This is a genomic window from Bacillus sp. PS108 (assembly GCF_037963335.1).
Taxonomy (GTDB): Bacteria; Bacillota; Bacilli; order Bacillales; family Bacillaceae; genus Bacillus; species Bacillus subtilis.
Genome location: NZ_CP150155.1, coordinates 2,924,725 through 2,940,052 on the forward strand (window position 1 = coordinate 2,924,725; position 15,328 = coordinate 2,940,052).

Here is a 15,328-nt window from a genome sequence, read left to right on the forward strand (position 1 = left end):
CTTTCCGTCTTGGACATTTATTCAATTAAACAATTCACCTTCGTCCCATTTAACTCGAGTGACCTTGCCTTGATTTGTAATGATTTTTGTTTCCCCATATGTGGGGAGCGGAACCATCCTTGCAGCTCCATTGGATAGAATAACCGCAAAACAATCGTGCTGCTTTGTGTCTATGACAAGTTTATCTCTTTCAATTATATGATCTAAATTGATTAATCTCAAACTGTTTCACTCCTTTTAACCCGCTGCTCGTATGCCAACAAATAAGCGTTCATTTTATCCTTGAATCTTTCCTGCAAATAAAAATTAAGCGCCTGTTCCGGATCCTGCAGGCTAATGGTTTTCTTCTCATAAACCAAAAACTCTATTAGCAGAATGAGAGAATAATAATTATGCCGCAGCGCTTCTCGATACCAATCTCTAACTGTCAAACCTGCGCTCCAAATTCAGGAACAAACCGTATTCTTTAATGAACGCCAATGAGACAGTACCAACAGGACCGTTTCTCTGTTTAGCAATTATGATTTCGATGATATTTTTATTTTCACTTTCCTTGTCATAATAATCGTCCCGATAAAGAAACCCAATGACATCCGCATCCTGTTCGATTTGCCCTGATTCCCTAATATCAGACATCATTGGGCGCTTATCCTGCCGCTGTTCAACGCCTCTTGAAAGCTGACTAAGAGCAATCACACAAATGTCTAACTCTCGGGCCATATGCTTGAGCATACGGCTTATTTCGCCTATTTCCTGTGTTCTGTTCCCCCTATGTTTTGCTGATCCTGTAATCAGCTGCAAATAATCAATAATAATCAAGATATCCTTGCCGGCATACTCCCGTTTCATTTTCCTTGCTTTTGACCATATTTCGTTAACTGTGACGCCTGGTCGGTCAAATATTCTTAGATCAGCAGACCCGAGAATACCATTTGCTTGTGAAAGCTTGTTCCAATCATTAGCTGTCAAATTCCCCGTTCGCATTGCATCTGCATTGATATTCCCGAGAATGGAAGCCATTCTTTTTAAGAGCTGCTTACGTGACATTTCAAGAGAGAAAATACCTACTGTACCGCCGCTATATTGATTTAAAGAACTACCCATAAAATTAGCTGCAACATTTAAGCAAAAAGCAGTTTTCCCGACAGATGGCCGAGCGGCTATGATCACCAACTCTTGTTTTTGAAAACCTGACGTCATTCGGTCAAGCTCCGCAAAACCGCTTCGCATACCTGTAATTTCCCCTTTTGGAGTCGCTAGCTCTTCGTAAATGTCTAACAGGTCATTTTGTATTGCCCCGTCCTCTTCATCGCCTGCAGCGTCTTCTAAACGCATTAAATTGGATATGCTCGTTTGAATAGTTGCGGATACATCTTCATGAGCGGCATTTTGCTTGATTTCCTCCGCGACCTTGCTCATTTCTCTTTTTTGCCAATACTCAAATATAAGCTTTTCGTAAAAAGAAATATTGACGGTAGTCGGCACAGACTCGGTTAAGTCGGATAAATATTTGTGCCCGCCAACGCTGCCGATGTTGTCACGTCCTACTTGCTCCACGATTGCAACCAAATCTATCGGGACGCCTTTGGAATCTAGTTCAATCATCGCAGCTAATAGATTTCTATGTTTGGCCTGTGATAAATGGAGCGGCTTAATGCGGCTGTCTTTTATTAGTTCGGGTTCTAAAAGGAGCGCCCCTAAAAAGGACTGCTCCGCATCTATGTTGTATAAAAATTGGTTCGTGTCCATTTAATCACCAATCCCAAGCATTCGTCTGATTTCTGCTTTTGATTTCTCTATGGATGCCCGCTCTTGTTCTGTTAACTCAGCAGGAGCAGCCATTTTCGCAAGATACTCTTTTGTTTCCTCTACAGAGGGAATTGCATTGATCCGGTCAACTGTTGCAGGCTTTGCATTCAACAAATCTGCAACCTTCGGCGGAAACTTACTTCTTCTGCAAAAACTAATGAGATTGTTACGTACGTCCTCGTAATCATCCTCCTTTAGCAATTCATGCCAAGAATCAACTTTATTTTGCGTTACCTCGAAATACTCAAAGTATTGATTTGTGAGCTCTAGGATTTCAAACGTCTCTGCTTTAGTCATCTAAATTAAAATCCTCCCTCCGAAGCTGTGAGCGTTTCTTTGTTTGTTCCTTGCCTTTAACACTTTTGATTTTAACGACCAGTTTGTCATAGTGTTTTCTAAGGCTTGATGGACTGAGTATATTGGCTTTCCAAAAATCATCCTGCTGTGTCCACTTGATTAAGTATTTGATTTGTTCGTCTGTACGCTTGTCTCTTTCTCGTATTAACCTAAATTCATTAGCCCACTTTTCCAGATTGGGCTTTTTAGCATCAGGGTTATTATTTTTGATTTCTTTAAAAAGATATTCCGCATTCTCCATGTCGCAAATTTCATATTTGAGACGAGAAGTATTTATATTCTTTTCATTCTTTACATTCTTTTCATTCTTGATTGTGTGTTTTTGTGTCGCTTTCGTGTCGTTTTCGTGTTCGATCACTGTCTTTTTTTCTTCATCGGAATCATGGTAAACCCCATAATTGACAATGGTTATAAGCGTTTTTTTTGTGTCTTTTTTGAAATCAATCATTTCATCTTTCCGTAACAGGTCAAGAAATTGCGTTACCTTGGTATTAGACCATGACCAACGCTCACCAAGTTTACGAATTGAGGAAATGAATTGACCTCTCTTAACCTCGTAAAGCTCGTTTCCTAGAACGAATTTATTATCTTTATGACTGGCCATCATGAGTAAATCGAGCCAAGCTTCATATTTAGAAAACTTCCTTTTCTCTTGATAAATCCAGTGATCTTGAACACTCCTATGAAGCTTTATCCAACCAATCATTAGAATCACCTTGCTTACTTGTAAAAATTCAATTCATCGCTATACGCCACTTCTCCCATGAGATAACGGAAACCGGCAATAAATCCCGATATAAAAGCGTCCTCGCTCTCATATGCCGCTTTTGTTGAACAAATCTCATCAAAATCCTGCAGAAGTGGCTTTAATTCCGCCGGCAGCTTCTCGCTTATCAGTGCATAAAGATCGTTCATTCGATCATTTGCTTTACATGTTTTTTGGGACAATTCGATTTTTTCGTAATCACTGTCTAACCTCTCATGCAGAGACTTGGTTGCTATCAATTTGAGCATAGTAACCATGCCAGCGTCGTAATACTTACCGCATACAGTCGTTTTATTTATATCCGCCCCGATCTGTTCACCGATAGCAGCTATTTTAGTAGGCGTACCCATTAATTTCATAATTGAACTCTCCTCGCATTTGATTTATTAGATTGATATTTTCGTTAAGTCATGGTATTGTCTATCTGAATAAATCAAGAAAAAGTGCGGCAACACTCTTTCTTGACCGTATGTTTGACTCTTACATCTTAGAGTAATGTGAGATTTGGCCGATCCTTCTCTATTGAGGTGATGCGGCCATATTCGTCTTTTTCGGCTTTATACACTGGAATCGGTTCTTTAATAACGTCATGTAATATTTTTGAAGTATCAATCTCCCCGCTTATGATTCGATCCATTACACCTCTATAGAAAATATCAAAGAAAACATCATCATCTGGCGACTCAATATTTTTCACAAATACCTCAAGCATGAACCTATTAAAATCTATTTCATCCGGCATATTATCAATTGTGCTTCTCATTTCAGCCGCTCTTTCTTTGCTATGATCTATAGACAGAAGAGATAAAAAATCATTCTTTTTTATTTTCAAGAAATCCATTGACAAGATTAAATGTTTCTCAAGGTTTTCCGGATAAGAGGGACTTAAATTAACTGCTTTTTCAATTTCTTGCTTAATATCAGTAATGGAATTTCCGCCCATTTTCCCTGTAGATTCAATCGCTTCCTCTAAATCCTCAATCTCGACTAAAATGAACCACAAACGCTGGCGATATTTAGAAACGGTGATATCTCTGCGATTAATTTCCCGCTGTAATCGTTTGATCCACACCAAGCTGTTATACGGACTATATTTTGAAACGGACATAATTTTATCTACGTTGAAAAATTTGCGTAGGTCTTGAATCACTTTTTCAGGAATATCCGCCTCAGTCATGTGAATAAACAAATACATCAAGTTAGATTCCGCGATACGATCGACACCACGCCAAAAGGCTTTGTATGTGTCATTGATAAAAGCATGAAATTCCTTCGTTACATGATTCACTTCTACTTTTAAAGCTTTGACACGACTATAAAACTCAAATTTATTCATATTCAGATCCTCCTAAATTAACGGCCGCCATGTTTTAATCCATGCCTTTGCATCCTCAAAATCTAACTTTCTTAAATCCCTGTATGAAGGCACTGCGAAAGCGTCTCTAAAATTGCGATAAATACTTGAAAATAGGCGACGTGTACCCTCTGGGCTGTCATCGTATCTATCACGTATTTCATACACACGCTTTTTAATTTGCTTTTGGATAACATTTTGTTGAAAGGAGTCGATACTCAAATTGTCTTCAAGTTTGCCTAAACGTTTGTCTTGCTCATTCTGTTTTTGCTCAAGACGGATCATGTGTTGTAACTGTGGGCTTAACTGTGAATAACCAGTTTGTAAGTGGTGCTCCATCTGATTAAATTGGTTTACATAAGCAGCGGTAAACAGGATGCCTTTTTCGCCTGTCATTTTGTTGGCGACCATTTCACAGCCTTGTTTAGTTAGCAAATAATGTTTGTAGAGTTTACCCGTACCCGCTTGGTATGTGCTTTCTACAAAGAAATCATCAGAACGCAATTTTGCGTTTTGACCTATAACTACTAAGTAACCCTCAATGCTCCTTACCAAGTCCGCATGTCTTTTCTCAACCATTTCGGCCACGTCTCGACTATCTACAAAATGTTGTCCGTTTGATTCGATTAAACTTAAAGTGTTATTCAATTTATTTCCTCCTATTGGTATAATGTCCCTATCTATCTAGAAAGGGGGTGAAACTATGGCAGTGTATCTTGTAACCTATGATCTTAATACAAGCGGTCAAAATTACGATGGTCTATATAAAAAATTAAAACAGTTCAAAGACTATAACCACATAATGGAATCATGCTGGTTAATCCAAACTAACAATAATGCAGATGGTGTTTTTGAACATTTAAAGAGTGAAATTGATTCTAATGATCGCTTACTAGTCACCCTCATTACAGCCGATAGACAAGGTTGGTTAACTAAGAATCAATGGCAATGGATTAGAGATCGGATATGAATTTATCTGAATTCTCTAACCGACTAGTCCAAAATTCATGATCATATGGCTTTCCTTCTAAAATAGAAATTCCAATTTTGAAATAAAGCCATTGAGGAAATTTACGTGTTGATTTTAATTGAACAACTCGTTTTCCTAAATTAATAATTTCCAATTCAATTTTTTTTATTTTCTTTTCAACCTCTGTTGCCGCAGGGGTTGAATTATTTTTATTATTCATGTTGTAGCCTCCATTCTTTCCATTTCCCTGTGTCGAACTTCAATTATTTCTCGTTCCTCCGCCTTACACATATGTACGCAGTATTCTGTTCCTGCGCTGGTAAACTCAAGCATCACACGGCCTATTACAGGCTGTGTCTTTTTTGCTATTTCAAACTTCAAGCCTGAATTATCACTTGGGTTTTTTGAAAACGCGAAAAGCGGTCCACTATTGAACAAAAAATCAATGAAATTGTAAGATGCTTCAATATCTAAGTCCGGTTCCGGATTTATTATTTTAATCTTATTGAGATTCATCGTTTGACCCCTTTCAATTTATAGTCATACAAACTGCAATGTATTGTGTGCGTCTGTCCACGCTTTTTTTACCATTCATCCATAATTTCTTTCATAACTTGTTTAGATTCCTCGTAGAACCAAAAACGTTTGCCTTTTTCCTTTCGGCGCTCAAGTAGTTTCATTCTCGGGTCACGCAAGAATTCATTTTCTAAGAACGACTTACTCATACACGTTCTTTTAGACATTGTTTCAATATCCCAAACGAAAAGTGACTCCCTTATGACCTGGTCTAATTGTTGGTTAATGTAGTCACGAATTTCCGTCTGATTTACATCTACATCGAGATTAACAATGGGCAAATCACCCCCCCCTTCCTCACGATGTTCAGTTCAGACTCTGACGATTGCCAAATAAAAATCTTTTGTCTCACAAACAGATAATTTAATTATCCAATATGACAAAAAAAAGAAAACACATTGACTTCAAAGATAAAATTATCTATAATCCAATTATGGATAATTTAATTATCACTTTGGGTATGTTTAAAAGACTGATTACTAAAGTAATCAGGGAATAACTTCTCTGCTGGTTGATCAAAATAACAACATAGTTGAAACATTAAATCTCTGCCAGGAGTATATGTTCCATTTTCGATCATCCGTAGATAAACAGTAGATATCCCATTTTCTTTCGCCACATACTTCTGTGTTCCCTTTGCTTTACGACAGTTAGCAAAGTATAGGCGTTTTTTTGACATTTATTCTAGCCCCCTTTCGGTAGTTTTGATTATAATGGATAATATTATTATCCGTCAAGCCCGAAATGGAGAATTATTTTTTCGGGAGGTATCGATGATGAGTTTAGGAGCTAACCTTAAAAAACTTAGAAATAAAAAAGGATTAAGTCAGTATCAAGTTGCAGAGAAGTTGGGGATCGGGAGATCCAGATATAATTCATGGGAAAATGATATAGCTAAACCTAGATATGAAATGCTTAATAAACTTTGTGAATTTTACAAAGTAGAAATGAACGATCTTATGAAAAGTGCTGACTCACAAGAAGAAGCTAAAAACAACTTAACGGATTCTCAACTTGAAGAAGAAAAGAATAATACACCTTCTTCCATAAAAACTTGGTTGAGGATGGAGAATGATGATTTAACCGAAAATGAAAAAGAAACTTTAGCAGAGGAACTAGAAGACTATTTCTTATCTAGGAAAAAACGGATACTCAGTAAGAGAAAAGAGCAGAAGGGGAATGAATAGTGACTTTATATCATCGTGAAATAAAAGAAGCTATATCAACTGCGTATGCTGTTTATAAACAATATAAGAATATCATTAGAAACCCACTCACTTTTAGAGCAGACGGTTTCGTTATGCAGATTCTTTATAGTGAGGGAATCTATGTAGATTCTTATGCTTTTTCCTCTGATTTATGCGGGCTTTTTCATGTTGATGAATATGAAAAAACTATTGTTTTTAATTCCAATCAGCCTGTTGAGCGAAGGAATTTTACCCTCGGGCATGAATTAGGTCATTACTTTATCCATAGGGAGATGCAGTCGCAGTTTACTGACCGAACAAAAGATCTAGTAGATAATTCTATTAAGCCTTTCGAAATACAAGCTAATGTTTTTGCATCATATACCTTACTGCCTAAAGACGTTTTAGAAGAGATGCTATATGCAAAATATAGCTTCCACAGAATTAAAAAAGTTGTGAAAATTTCAAAAGAAGCACTTTTTTGGAGACTGGTTAATCATTTAATAGAGGTGTATGATTTTTCTTCAGGAGAAGCTATTTTAATTACTAATGATTATCTTTATTATTCAATAAAAAAGCTGAATAATGAAGCGCATCACTTAAACGCACAGATTTTCAAATTAACATTATCAAATAAAGAAAGCATTGTTGAATACTTAAGAAACTCTGATATTAGTAATCTAACTGGTATTTATAATCAAGGCAATATAAAGCCTAAAAACAACTCACCAAAGCGTGCTATAGATATTATTAAAGATTCACTTTTTAATTAGAGGAGGTGAGGTAAATCGTAAATCCCCGATGTTGCGTCTGTCCACGTATGAAAGGGATGCTATATGAAACTTTATAAATCGAAAAAAGACAAGGAATTGTATTATTATTTCAACTCAAAAAAAGAAAAACGATGGTGTTATAGGCATCGTTTTTATGATGAATTAGGTAATCGCAAAGAAAAATCTAAACAGGGATTCAAAACTGAAAGTGAAGCATATAGGGATTTGCTCGAAATAAAATCCGGTGTTTTAAATGGAGAAATAAAACGAGTAGACAACAATAATTTAACCGTCGGTGAATGGCTCGATATCTGGTTTGAAACCCATAAAAACGAGTGGAAAGTCACAACTCAGCTACAAAGAGAAAACGCGATAAAATACCAGATGAAGCCGCTATTAGGCAAATATAAATTAACTGATCTAGATAAAACCACTTACAAAAGGGTCTATATTAATACGCTATTAAAAGAATATAAGCCTAGCACAGTTCAGCTATTTCACCGTCTATTTAAAGTAGCAATAAATGCAGCAGTGGATGATGAAATATTAACGCGGAATCGTTTTAATAAAATAACAATCGAAAGTGATGAAGTTAGTGATAACTTTTACACAGCCGCGGAATTGAAACAGTTTCTATCTGCTGCAAAGCAATATGAAAATATAACTAATTATACACTCATTTTCTTGCTGTCATATACCGGCATGAGAAAAGGTGAAGCATTAGGCTTAAAGTGGGAGGATTTAGATTTTGATAATAAGACTCTCACCATTAACAAGACCAGAGATAATAAAGGGGTTCGTTCCCCAAAAACTAAACGTAGCTACCGCACTATTTTAATTGCTGAGGAACTGATTGAACAGCTAAAATTATACCGCAAATGGTGTAAAGAAATAAAGTTCACTTACGGGTTATATTTATCAGATGAGGATTTTATTTTCATCTCTTTTCAAAGCGGGCTACCTGTAACTGATAACACAATCATGTATTCTATGCGACGTCTCTCAAAGAAAACTGGTTTAAAAAAGATAACTCCGCATGGATTAAGACATTCTCACGCGACAATATTAATTAGTAAACGAACGCCTGTAAAAGTCATAGCGGATCGGCTTGGAAATACTCCGCAAATGATTTTAGATATATACGGACATTCTTTCAAAGACTTGGAAGAACAATCTGTACTGGCTTTCGACCAGGCACTCAATTTTTAAAGATTGGGGGAGGTTTTGGGGGAGGTTTTTAAAAAGAGCCCTCTAAAACCTATTAATACTAGGGTTTATAACGTTATTGAGTTCTACTCTCGTTAATCGTTTTAAAAACCCCTGCCGCTATGCGGTCGGGGTTTTTTTATCGTCTGTTTCGTCATTCGCCTCTTGCTGGCCAACACTATCTTGCGCCTGCTGCTCCCAATGATCCCGCTGCAGCCGTTCTTTTGCAATCGTACACATGAGATTCACGCTTTAGCGCTCCTTTCATTTAAAAGGTGGTGATTGGTCGTGTTTGCCCTATCTAATATACTCTTTTCCTTTCATTCCTATGCGGTAAACAAAAAGATCCTTTGCCTTCAGTGGCAAAGGATCTTTTTCTTATTTATACGTCACAAGGAAGTATTTTTTCTTCCCGCGGCGCAAAACAGTAAATTGGTTTTCGATACGGTCTTCACCTGATAGGGTATAATTTATTTCCGTCTGGCGTTCGCCGTTAATGTAAACAGCTCCGTTTTGGATGTCTTCACGCGCTTGGCGTTTAGAAGGAGATAATTTAGATTGCACCAACACATCTACAAGTGAAAGCTCTTGGGTGCTGTCAGCTTCCATAGAAGGAACATCTTTAAAGCCTACTTTTACGTCTTGAGCGGAAAGCTCTTTAATATTGCCGCTGAACAGCGCTTGGGAGATGTTGATGGCTTGCTCTAGCGCCTCGCGTCCGTGAACAAGTGATGTCACTTCTTCTGCCAGGCGTTTTTGCGCTTCACGTTTTTCTGGCGCCGTTTCTGTTTTTTCAGCGTATGCTTCAATCTCCTCTTTTGAAAGGAACGTAAAGTATTTCAAGTATTTGACAACGTCACGGTCGTCTGTGTTGATCCAGAATTGATAGAATTCATATGGCGATGTTTTTTCTTTATCAAGCCAGATCGCGCCGCCTTCCGTTTTTCCGAACTTCGTGCCGTCTGCTTTTGTGACAAGCGGAATCGTTAGGCCGAACGCTTTTGCTCCTTCTTCTTCTGATTTTCTGATCAGTTCAAGACCCGCTGTGATATTGCCCCACTGATCGCTTCCGCCGATTTGCAGTTTACAGTTTTTGTCTCTGTAAAGATTTAAGAAATCATAAGATTGAAGAATCATGTAGCTAAATTCCGTGTACGAGATGCCGGATTCAATTCTTGAGCTGACCGTATCTTTTGCCAGCATGTAATTGATGCCGAAATTTTTACCAACGTCACGAAGGAAATCGATCACATTCATTTTGCCGATCCAGTCAAAGTTGTTCGCGATGACAGCTGGGTTTTCTGTTGCTTCAAAATCTAGAAATCTGGACAGCTGGTTTTTGATTTTTTGGGACCATTCGGATACGATATCAGCAGTGTTTAATGTACGCTCTGCTTTTTTTCCGCTTGGATCACCAATGAGGCCCGTCGCGCCCCCCACAAGCGCAATCGGATGATGCCCTGCAAGCTGAAAACGGCGAAGTGTTAAAATAGGCAGCAGGTGTCCGATATGCAAGCTGTCTGCTGTCGGATCAAAGCCTGAGTACAAGCGGATTTTTTCTTCATTCAGCTGTTTATTTAACCCTTCTTCATCTGTCATTTGCTGAATCAATCCGCGGAAGGATAAGTCTTCAAGTAAGTTAGTCATAAGATAAAGCTCCTTTTTTAATTAAAATAAAAAACGCCCCTTCGTTTACACGAAGGGACGATTGATTATCGCGGTACCACCCTACTAATAAGAGAATGCAAACATTCGTCTTATCACTTTGCCTGATAACGGATCAGGTCCGTTCTTTCACTACTGAAAGCCTGGCCGGCTTTGTTTGCAAAAGCGGTTCATGAGTGTATTCGATATATCCGTCTGTGCTGATTTTCACCGGCCATCAGCTCTCTGGAACGTAAGGATATTCTACTTGTCTCAATCTTTACCTTTTCATATGAAGCTATATCATTTTTAACATAAATAAAATCCTGTGTCAACGCCGCCTTTTAATCCTCCATTGTTGACAGATCTCCAGCCGGCAGATTAAGCTCCCATGCCTTCAGCACGCGCCTCATGATCTTTCCGCTTCGGGTTTTCGGAAGCTTATCTTTAAATTCGATCTCACGCGGAGCCGCATGGGCTGCAAGACCCTGCTTTACAAATAGGCGGATCTCTTCTTTCAGTTTATCAGACGGCTCAAATCCTTCCCTGAGTGCAATAAAGGCTTTAATGATTTCTCCACGCACCGGGTCAGGCTTTCCGATTACGCCTGCTTCTGCAATAGCCGGATGTTCGACAAGCTTGCTTTCCACTTCAAATGGGCCGACGCGCTCACCGGAGGTCATGATGACGTCATCAACTCTGCCTTGGAACCAAAAGTATCCCTCTTCATCCATGTAAGCAGAATCCCCAGACACATACCAGCCGCCCGGCATGAAATACGATTCATACTTTTCAGGGTTATTCCAAATGGTATGCATCATGGAAGGCCAACCCTTTTTGATGGCGAGATTGCCCATTCGGTACGGCGGAAGCTCGTTGCCTTGATTGTCAACGATCGCTGCCTCCACTCCTGGAATCGGCTTACCCATTGAACCCGGTTTAATATCCATGCAAGGATAGTTGCAGATAAGCTGACTGCCCGTTTCTGTCATCCACCATGTATCATGAATTCGTTTGTTAAAAACTTTATGTCCCCATCTGATGACTTCCGGATTTAGCGGCTCACCGACACTGAGCACATGCCGGAGTGAAGTTAGATCATATTTCGCAGCCATTTCATCTCCCGCTCCCATCAGCATCCGAAAAGCTGTCGGCGCGCTGTACCAGACATTGACGCCAAGCTGTTCAATCGTTCCATACCAGCTTTCCGGGCTGAAACGTCCGCCGACGATGACATTTGTCGCTCCGTTCAGCCACGGTGCAAAAATGCCGTATACCGTACCTGTCACCCAGCCTGGATCAGCCGTGCACCAATAAATGTCTTCTTCCTTTAAATCAAGGACCCACTTTCCTGTTTGATATTGCTGAATCATCGCTTCATGGACATGCAGCACGCCCTTTGGCGTACCAGTGGAACCTGATGTATAGTGAAGCAGAAAGCCGTCTTTTTTATCCATCCATTCGATATCCAGTCTTGTGCTTTCCTGTTTCGCTGCTTCATCATAATTGATGATATTCGTGCCGCTCTCAGCCTCTCCCCCGACTACGAAGACATGCTGCAAGTGAGGCAGTTTGTCTACCGGTATTCTCTCCAGCAGCTCAGGTGTTGTGACAACAACCTTTGCCTCACTGTTTTCAAGCCGGTCTTTCACCGCTCCCTCCATAAATGCTTCGAACAGCGGCCCGGCGATGGCGCCAATTTTGATTGCGCCAAGCATAATAAAATAAAGCTCGGGTGATCTCGGCATAAAAATAAAAACGCGGTCCCCTTTTTCCACATTTCCATACCGTCTCAGCACATTCCCGGCTCTGTTTGATTCTTCCTTCATTTCTTTAAACGTGTATTTTTCATCCCTTTTTGCGTCTTTATAATAAAGCGCTACTTTGTTTTTTCGAAACGATTCGGCATGGCGGTCAATCGCTTCATACGCCGCATTCAGTTTCCCTGTCTCATGCCAAGAGAAATGTTTCTCCGCCTCGGCCCAATCAAAATGCCGGTACGTTTCTTCATAGTTTTTTAAGTTATGATCCCCCTCTATTGCTGGTAACGCTTTCAAATTCATGCCCAAACATCCCCCTTTGCTGAAGTTGTCACAATTATTATAGTATATATTCATATTCTTCTCAATTTTTAAAATATAAACCATGTTGAAAACGCTTTATAATTTGGTATTCTTAAAGAAGGCATGTATTTTTATAAGAATTGATGGGACGGTGAATTAGTGGAACATCATAAAACATACCATTCAGCAAACATCAAAACAGCAACCGGCTCTATACTGATAGAAGGGCCTGTCTCTCCAGAGGATTTGGCAGGTTATGAGTTTCATAAAGATTTAACCGCATTTCGCCCGCCTCGCGAGCAGCATGAAGCGCTAGTCGACATTGCAGGCCTTCCCGAAGGGCGCATTATTATTGCCAGAGACGGCCGAACCATTGTCGGCTATGTCACGTATTTATATCCTGACCCGCTCGAAAGATGGTCTGAAGGAAATATGGAGGATTTGATTGAGCTCGGAGCCATCGAAGTAGCGCCGGACTATCGGGGATGCGCTGTCGGAAAGACGCTCCTGACCGTCAGCATGATGGATGAACAAATGGAAAACTACATTGTGATGACGACAGAATATTACTGGCATTGGGATTTAAAAGGGATGAAAAAAGATGTGTGGGAATACAGAAAGATCATGGAAAAGATGATGAATGCAGGCGGATTGGTCTGGTTTGCAACGGATGAGCCGGAGATCAGCTCCCACCCTGCAAACTGTCTGATGGCCCGCATTGGAAAAAACGTCAGCCAAGAATCAATTGAGCAATTTGACAGGCTCCGTTTTTATCATCGTTATATGTATTAACTGACACTGGCAAAGGGGAAAAAATAATGATTGTTGAGCAAATCATGAAAAGAGATGTCATTACATTAACGAAGACAGATACGCTTGAAACAGCAATATGCAAACTGAAGGAATTCCATATCAGGCATCTGCCTGTTGTAGATGAAGAACGACACGTGATCGGCATGATTACAGACAGGGACATGAAACAGGCCAGCCCGAGTATTTTTGAAGAAAACAAACGAAGCCTATTTCTCACACGAAGCGTAGATTCAATTATGAAAAAGGATGTTGTCTGCGCCCATCCGTTAGATTTTGTCGAAGAAATATCAGCCGTGTTCTACGAGCATGGCATCGGCTGCCTTCCAGTGGTACACCATCAAAAATTAATAGGCATTTTAACAAAAACCGATTTGCTGCGAACGTTTGTCAAATTGACAGGCGCTGACCAGCCGGGCTCGCAAATTGAGATAAAAGTAAACGACATCACCAAAAGCCTCGCTGAGATCAGCAGTCTTTGCCAAGACCTTCAAGTGAAAATATTAAGCGTGCTTGTTTATCCGCATGACGATCCCGGTGTAAAAGTGCTTGTCTTCCGTGTAAAAACGATGAATCCGCTGCCGTTTTTGCAGGCATTACAAAGAAATGGACACCACGTCGTATGGCCGTCAGAGCAAAGGGATCTGCTATGAGAGACAGTGTATTTATTTATTCTCCATCCTACCAAACCTATATGTTTCATCAGGAGCATCCCTTTAATCAGCAGCGGGTTCTGTTAACATATGATTTGCTTAAGACGATCAATGCCTTTGATGATGGAGACATTGTCACCCCCAGACTCGCTTCAGAAGAGGAGCTTTCCCTTGTCCACACGGACGATTACATTCAGGCCGTAAAGCTTGCGGGCGCCGGAAAGCTTCCCGCTGAAGAAGGAGAAAGCTACGGGCTCGGCACTGAAGACACACCCGTCTTTGCCGGCATGCACGAAGCGGCATCACTCTTGGTCGGCGGCACTTTAACGGCCGCAGACTGGGTCATGTCAGGACAAGCCCTGCATGCGGCAAACCTTGGTGGAGGGCTTCATCATGGCTTTCGCGGGAGAGCATCAGGATTCTGCATATACAACGACAGCGCTGTGGCGATTCAATATATCCAGAAAAAATATAGGTCCAGAGTGCTTTATATTGATACGGACGCCCACCACGGGGACGGTGTGCAATTTACATTTTACGATAATCCTGACGTATGCACGCTGTCCATTCATGAAACAGGAAGGTATTTATTCCCTGGAACCGGCCAGATCCAAGAAAAAGGCAGCGGAAAAGGATATGGCTATTCCTTTAATATTCCGCTTGACGCTTTTACAGAGGATGATTCTTTTCTTGAGGCTTACCGGACAGCAGCTTCAGAAGTCGCCGCGTATTTCGAGCCTGATGTCATTATCAGCCAAAACGGCGCCGATGCCCATTACTACGACCCGCTGACGCATTTATCAGCAACAATCAATATATACGAAGAAATCCCCCGTCTTGCACACACTTTGGCTCATCAATATTGCGGAGGGAAATGGATTGCAGTCGGAGGGGGCGGATATGATATTTGGCGTGTCGTGCCCCGCGCCTGGGCCAGAATATGGCTTGAAATGAAGGGAATTGATCCGGGATACGAGATCCCGCCGGAATGGATTGCTAAATGGCAAAAACAATGCCCCGTGGCCCTTCCGTCGAGCTGGAGCGATCCGGCTGATTTATATCCTCCGATTCCCCGCAAGCCTGAAATCACAGAAAAAAATGCCCAAACTGTCAGCAAAGCATTATATGCGATACGTTCTGAACAGCAAAGAACAAAGTAA

At 40.3% G+C, this 15,328-nt stretch carries 22 protein-coding genes and 1 other annotated feature; of the genes, 7 read left to right on the forward strand and 15 right to left on the reverse strand.

The annotated features are described in order from the left end of the window. Positions 1 to 21: 21 nt before the first annotated feature. The 8 genes from NSQ16_RS15210 to NSQ16_RS15245 all read right to left on the reverse strand — a co-directional run bounded on the left by NSQ16_RS15210 (position 22) and on the right by NSQ16_RS15245 (position 4,934). The gene (locus tag NSQ16_RS15210; RefSeq protein ID WP_014471604.1) at positions 22 to 222 is read right to left on the reverse strand and encodes an XtrA/YqaO family protein; all 201 of its coding nucleotides are present in this window, start codon (positions 220 to 222) and stop codon (positions 22 to 24) included. After that, the gene (locus NSQ16_RS15215; protein WP_106611070.1) at positions 219 to 431 is read right to left on the reverse strand and encodes a hypothetical protein; all 213 of its coding nucleotides are present in this window, start codon (positions 429 to 431) and stop codon (positions 219 to 221) included. Before NSQ16_RS15215 ends, NSQ16_RS15210 begins: the two co-directional genes overlap by 4 nt. Further along, positions 421 to 1,749 (reverse strand): replicative DNA helicase, encoded by a 1,329-nt coding sequence (dnaB, locus tag NSQ16_RS15220; RefSeq protein WP_106611069.1) that lies wholly within the window; start codon positions 1,747 to 1,749, stop codon positions 421 to 423. The genes NSQ16_RS15215 and dnaB overlap by 11 nt, the downstream gene beginning before the upstream one ends. Beyond that, the gene (locus tag NSQ16_RS15225) at positions 1,750 to 2,106 is read right to left on the reverse strand and encodes a replicative helicase loader/inhibitor (protein ID WP_106611068.1); all 357 of its coding nucleotides are present in this window, start codon (positions 2,104 to 2,106) and stop codon (positions 1,750 to 1,752) included. It lies immediately after the preceding gene. Continuing rightward, entirely contained in the window at positions 2,099 to 2,872 is a 774-nt protein-coding gene (locus tag NSQ16_RS15230; RefSeq protein WP_106611067.1) for a Replication protein O, read from the reverse strand. The genes NSQ16_RS15225 and NSQ16_RS15230 overlap by 8 nt, the downstream gene beginning before the upstream one ends. Positions 2,873 to 2,886: 14 nt before the next feature. Then, a complete protein-coding gene (locus tag NSQ16_RS15235; RefSeq protein ID WP_106611104.1) occupies positions 2,887 to 3,291 on the reverse strand; it encodes a hypothetical protein in 405 nt (134 codons plus the stop codon). 128 nt (positions 3,292 to 3,419) lie between these two features. After that, entirely contained in the window at positions 3,420 to 4,268 is an 849-nt protein-coding gene (locus NSQ16_RS15240) for a hypothetical protein (protein WP_106611055.1), read from the reverse strand. A 12-nt stretch (positions 4,269 to 4,280) separates the two neighbouring features. Then, on the reverse strand, positions 4,281 to 4,934 hold the full coding sequence (locus NSQ16_RS15245; RefSeq protein ID WP_106611054.1) for a Rha family transcriptional regulator: 654 nt from the start codon (positions 4,932 to 4,934) through the stop codon (positions 4,281 to 4,283). Positions 4,935 to 4,989: 55 nt separating this feature from the next. On the opposite strand from NSQ16_RS15245, the gene NSQ16_RS15250 reads away from it, so the two are divergent. Continuing rightward, the gene (locus tag NSQ16_RS15250; RefSeq protein WP_106611053.1) at positions 4,990 to 5,256 is read left to right on the forward strand and encodes a hypothetical protein; all 267 of its coding nucleotides are present in this window, start codon (positions 4,990 to 4,992) and stop codon (positions 5,254 to 5,256) included. On the opposite strand, the gene NSQ16_RS15255 is transcribed toward NSQ16_RS15250, so the two are convergent. From NSQ16_RS15255 to NSQ16_RS15270, 4 genes are all read right to left on the reverse strand, one after another. Next, entirely contained in the window at positions 5,240 to 5,476 is a 237-nt protein-coding gene (locus NSQ16_RS15255) for a hypothetical protein (RefSeq protein ID WP_106611052.1), read from the reverse strand. The two genes, NSQ16_RS15250 and NSQ16_RS15255, sit on opposite strands and share 17 nt — an antisense overlap. Then, entirely contained in the window at positions 5,473 to 5,772 is a 300-nt protein-coding gene (locus NSQ16_RS15260) for a hypothetical protein (protein ID WP_106611051.1), read from the reverse strand. Before NSQ16_RS15260 ends, NSQ16_RS15255 begins: the two co-directional genes overlap by 4 nt. A gap of 68 nt (positions 5,773 to 5,840) precedes the next feature. Further along, entirely contained in the window at positions 5,841 to 6,113 is a 273-nt protein-coding gene (locus NSQ16_RS15265; protein WP_106611050.1) for a hypothetical protein, read from the reverse strand. 161 nt (positions 6,114 to 6,274) lie between these two features. Continuing rightward, positions 6,275 to 6,511, reverse strand: a complete 237-nt coding sequence (locus tag NSQ16_RS15270; RefSeq protein WP_106611049.1) for a helix-turn-helix transcriptional regulator — start codon at positions 6,509 to 6,511, stop codon at positions 6,275 to 6,277. A gap of 97 nt (positions 6,512 to 6,608) precedes the next feature. Between NSQ16_RS15270 and NSQ16_RS15275 the strand changes: the two genes are divergently transcribed. The 3 genes from NSQ16_RS15275 (at position 6,609) to NSQ16_RS15285 (ending at position 9,001) form a co-directional block, all read left to right on the forward strand. Next, positions 6,609 to 7,019, forward strand: coding sequence for a helix-turn-helix transcriptional regulator (locus NSQ16_RS15275; RefSeq protein WP_181280877.1), 411 nt, complete (start codon positions 6,609 to 6,611; stop codon positions 7,017 to 7,019). Beyond that, positions 7,019 to 7,792, forward strand: a complete 774-nt coding sequence (locus tag NSQ16_RS15280; RefSeq protein WP_106611047.1) for an ImmA/IrrE family metallo-endopeptidase — start codon at positions 7,019 to 7,021, stop codon at positions 7,790 to 7,792. Before NSQ16_RS15275 ends, NSQ16_RS15280 begins: the two co-directional genes overlap by 1 nt. Before the next feature lie 63 nt (positions 7,793 to 7,855). After that, the gene (locus tag NSQ16_RS15285; protein ID WP_106611046.1) at positions 7,856 to 9,001 is read left to right on the forward strand and encodes a tyrosine-type recombinase/integrase; all 1,146 of its coding nucleotides are present in this window, start codon (positions 7,856 to 7,858) and stop codon (positions 8,999 to 9,001) included. Between the two features lie 117 nt (positions 9,002 to 9,118). Here NSQ16_RS15285 and NSQ16_RS15290 read toward each other — a convergent pair whose 3' ends face one another. The 3 genes from NSQ16_RS15290 to acsA form a co-directional block, all read right to left on the reverse strand. Continuing rightward, positions 9,119 to 9,247, reverse strand: coding sequence for a hypothetical protein (locus NSQ16_RS15290; RefSeq protein WP_032722349.1), 129 nt, complete (start codon positions 9,245 to 9,247; stop codon positions 9,119 to 9,121). 129 nt (positions 9,248 to 9,376) lie between these two features. Further along, positions 9,377 to 10,645: a tyrosine--tRNA ligase gene (tyrS, locus tag NSQ16_RS15295; protein ID WP_076458264.1), complete on the reverse strand. Its 1,269-nt coding sequence runs from the start codon at positions 10,643 to 10,645 to the stop codon at positions 9,377 to 9,379. Between the two features lie 50 nt (positions 10,646 to 10,695). After that, positions 10,696 to 10,932: a binding site (T-box leader), on the reverse strand. A gap of 54 nt (positions 10,933 to 10,986) precedes the next feature. Next, positions 10,987 to 12,705, reverse strand: coding sequence for an acetate--CoA ligase (gene acsA, locus NSQ16_RS15300; RefSeq protein WP_004399030.1), 1,719 nt, complete (start codon positions 12,703 to 12,705; stop codon positions 10,987 to 10,989). Positions 12,706 to 12,864: 159 nt separating this feature from the next. Here acsA and acuA point away from each other — a divergent pair, with 159 nt between their 5' ends. From acuA to NSQ16_RS15315, 3 genes are read left to right on the forward strand one after another with little or no spacing between them, the layout of a single operon-like run. Beyond that, complete coding sequence (gene acuA, locus NSQ16_RS15305; RefSeq protein WP_014477669.1) at positions 12,865 to 13,497, forward strand: acetoin utilization protein acetyltransferase AcuA; 633 nt, start codon at positions 12,865 to 12,867, stop codon at positions 13,495 to 13,497. 26 nt (positions 13,498 to 13,523) lie between these two features. Then, positions 13,524 to 14,168 carry an acetoin utilization AcuB family protein gene (locus NSQ16_RS15310; protein WP_003229294.1) on the forward strand — a complete coding sequence of 215 codons (645 nt, stop codon included), beginning with the start codon at positions 13,524 to 13,526 and terminating at the stop codon, positions 14,166 to 14,168. Beyond that, positions 14,165 to 15,328, forward strand: coding sequence for an acetoin utilization protein AcuC (locus NSQ16_RS15315; RefSeq protein WP_230488329.1), 1,164 nt, complete (start codon positions 14,165 to 14,167; stop codon positions 15,326 to 15,328). Before NSQ16_RS15310 ends, NSQ16_RS15315 begins: the two co-directional genes overlap by 4 nt.

Excerpts from the sequence above, each read along its gene's own strand:
- NSQ16_RS15255 (WP_106611052.1), bottom strand. The coding sequence starts at position 5,476 with ATGAATAATAAAAATAATTCAACCCCTGCGGCAACAGAGGTTGAAAAG.
- NSQ16_RS15225 (WP_106611068.1), bottom strand. The coding sequence starts at position 2,106 with ATGACTAAAGCAGAGACGTTTGAAATCCTAGAGCTCACAAATCAATAC.
- NSQ16_RS15275 (WP_181280877.1), top strand. The coding sequence starts at position 6,609 with ATGAGTTTAGGAGCTAACCTTAAAAAACTTAGAAATAAAAAAGGATTA.
- NSQ16_RS15230 (WP_106611067.1), bottom strand. The coding sequence starts at position 2,872 with ATGATTGGTTGGATAAAGCTTCATAGGAGTGTTCAAGATCACTGGATT.
- dnaB (WP_106611069.1), bottom strand. The coding sequence starts at position 1,749 with ATGGACACGAACCAATTTTTATACAACATAGATGCGGAGCAGTCCTTT.
- NSQ16_RS15235 (WP_106611104.1), bottom strand. The coding sequence starts at position 3,291 with ATGAAATTAATGGGTACGCCTACTAAAATAGCTGCTATCGGTGAACAG.
- NSQ16_RS15250 (WP_106611053.1), top strand. The coding sequence starts at position 4,990 with ATGGCAGTGTATCTTGTAACCTATGATCTTAATACAAGCGGTCAAAAT.
- tyrS (WP_076458264.1), bottom strand. The coding sequence starts at position 10,645 with ATGACTAACTTACTTGAAGACTTATCCTTCCGCGGATTGATTCAGCAA.
- acsA (WP_004399030.1), bottom strand. The coding sequence starts at position 12,705 with ATGAATTTGAAAGCGTTACCAGCAATAGAGGGGGATCATAACTTAAAA.
- NSQ16_RS15260 (WP_106611051.1), bottom strand. The coding sequence starts at position 5,772 with ATGAATCTCAATAAGATTAAAATAATAAATCCGGAACCGGACTTAGAT.
- NSQ16_RS15285 (WP_106611046.1), top strand. The coding sequence starts at position 7,856 with ATGAAACTTTATAAATCGAAAAAAGACAAGGAATTGTATTATTATTTC.
- NSQ16_RS15310 (WP_003229294.1), top strand. The coding sequence starts at position 13,524 with ATGATTGTTGAGCAAATCATGAAAAGAGATGTCATTACATTAACGAAG.
- NSQ16_RS15240 (WP_106611055.1), bottom strand. The coding sequence starts at position 4,268 with ATGAATAAATTTGAGTTTTATAGTCGTGTCAAAGCTTTAAAAGTAGAA.
- NSQ16_RS15315 (WP_230488329.1), top strand. The coding sequence starts at position 14,165 with ATGAGAGACAGTGTATTTATTTATTCTCCATCCTACCAAACCTATATG.
- NSQ16_RS15270 (WP_106611049.1), bottom strand. The coding sequence starts at position 6,511 with ATGTCAAAAAAACGCCTATACTTTGCTAACTGTCGTAAAGCAAAGGGA.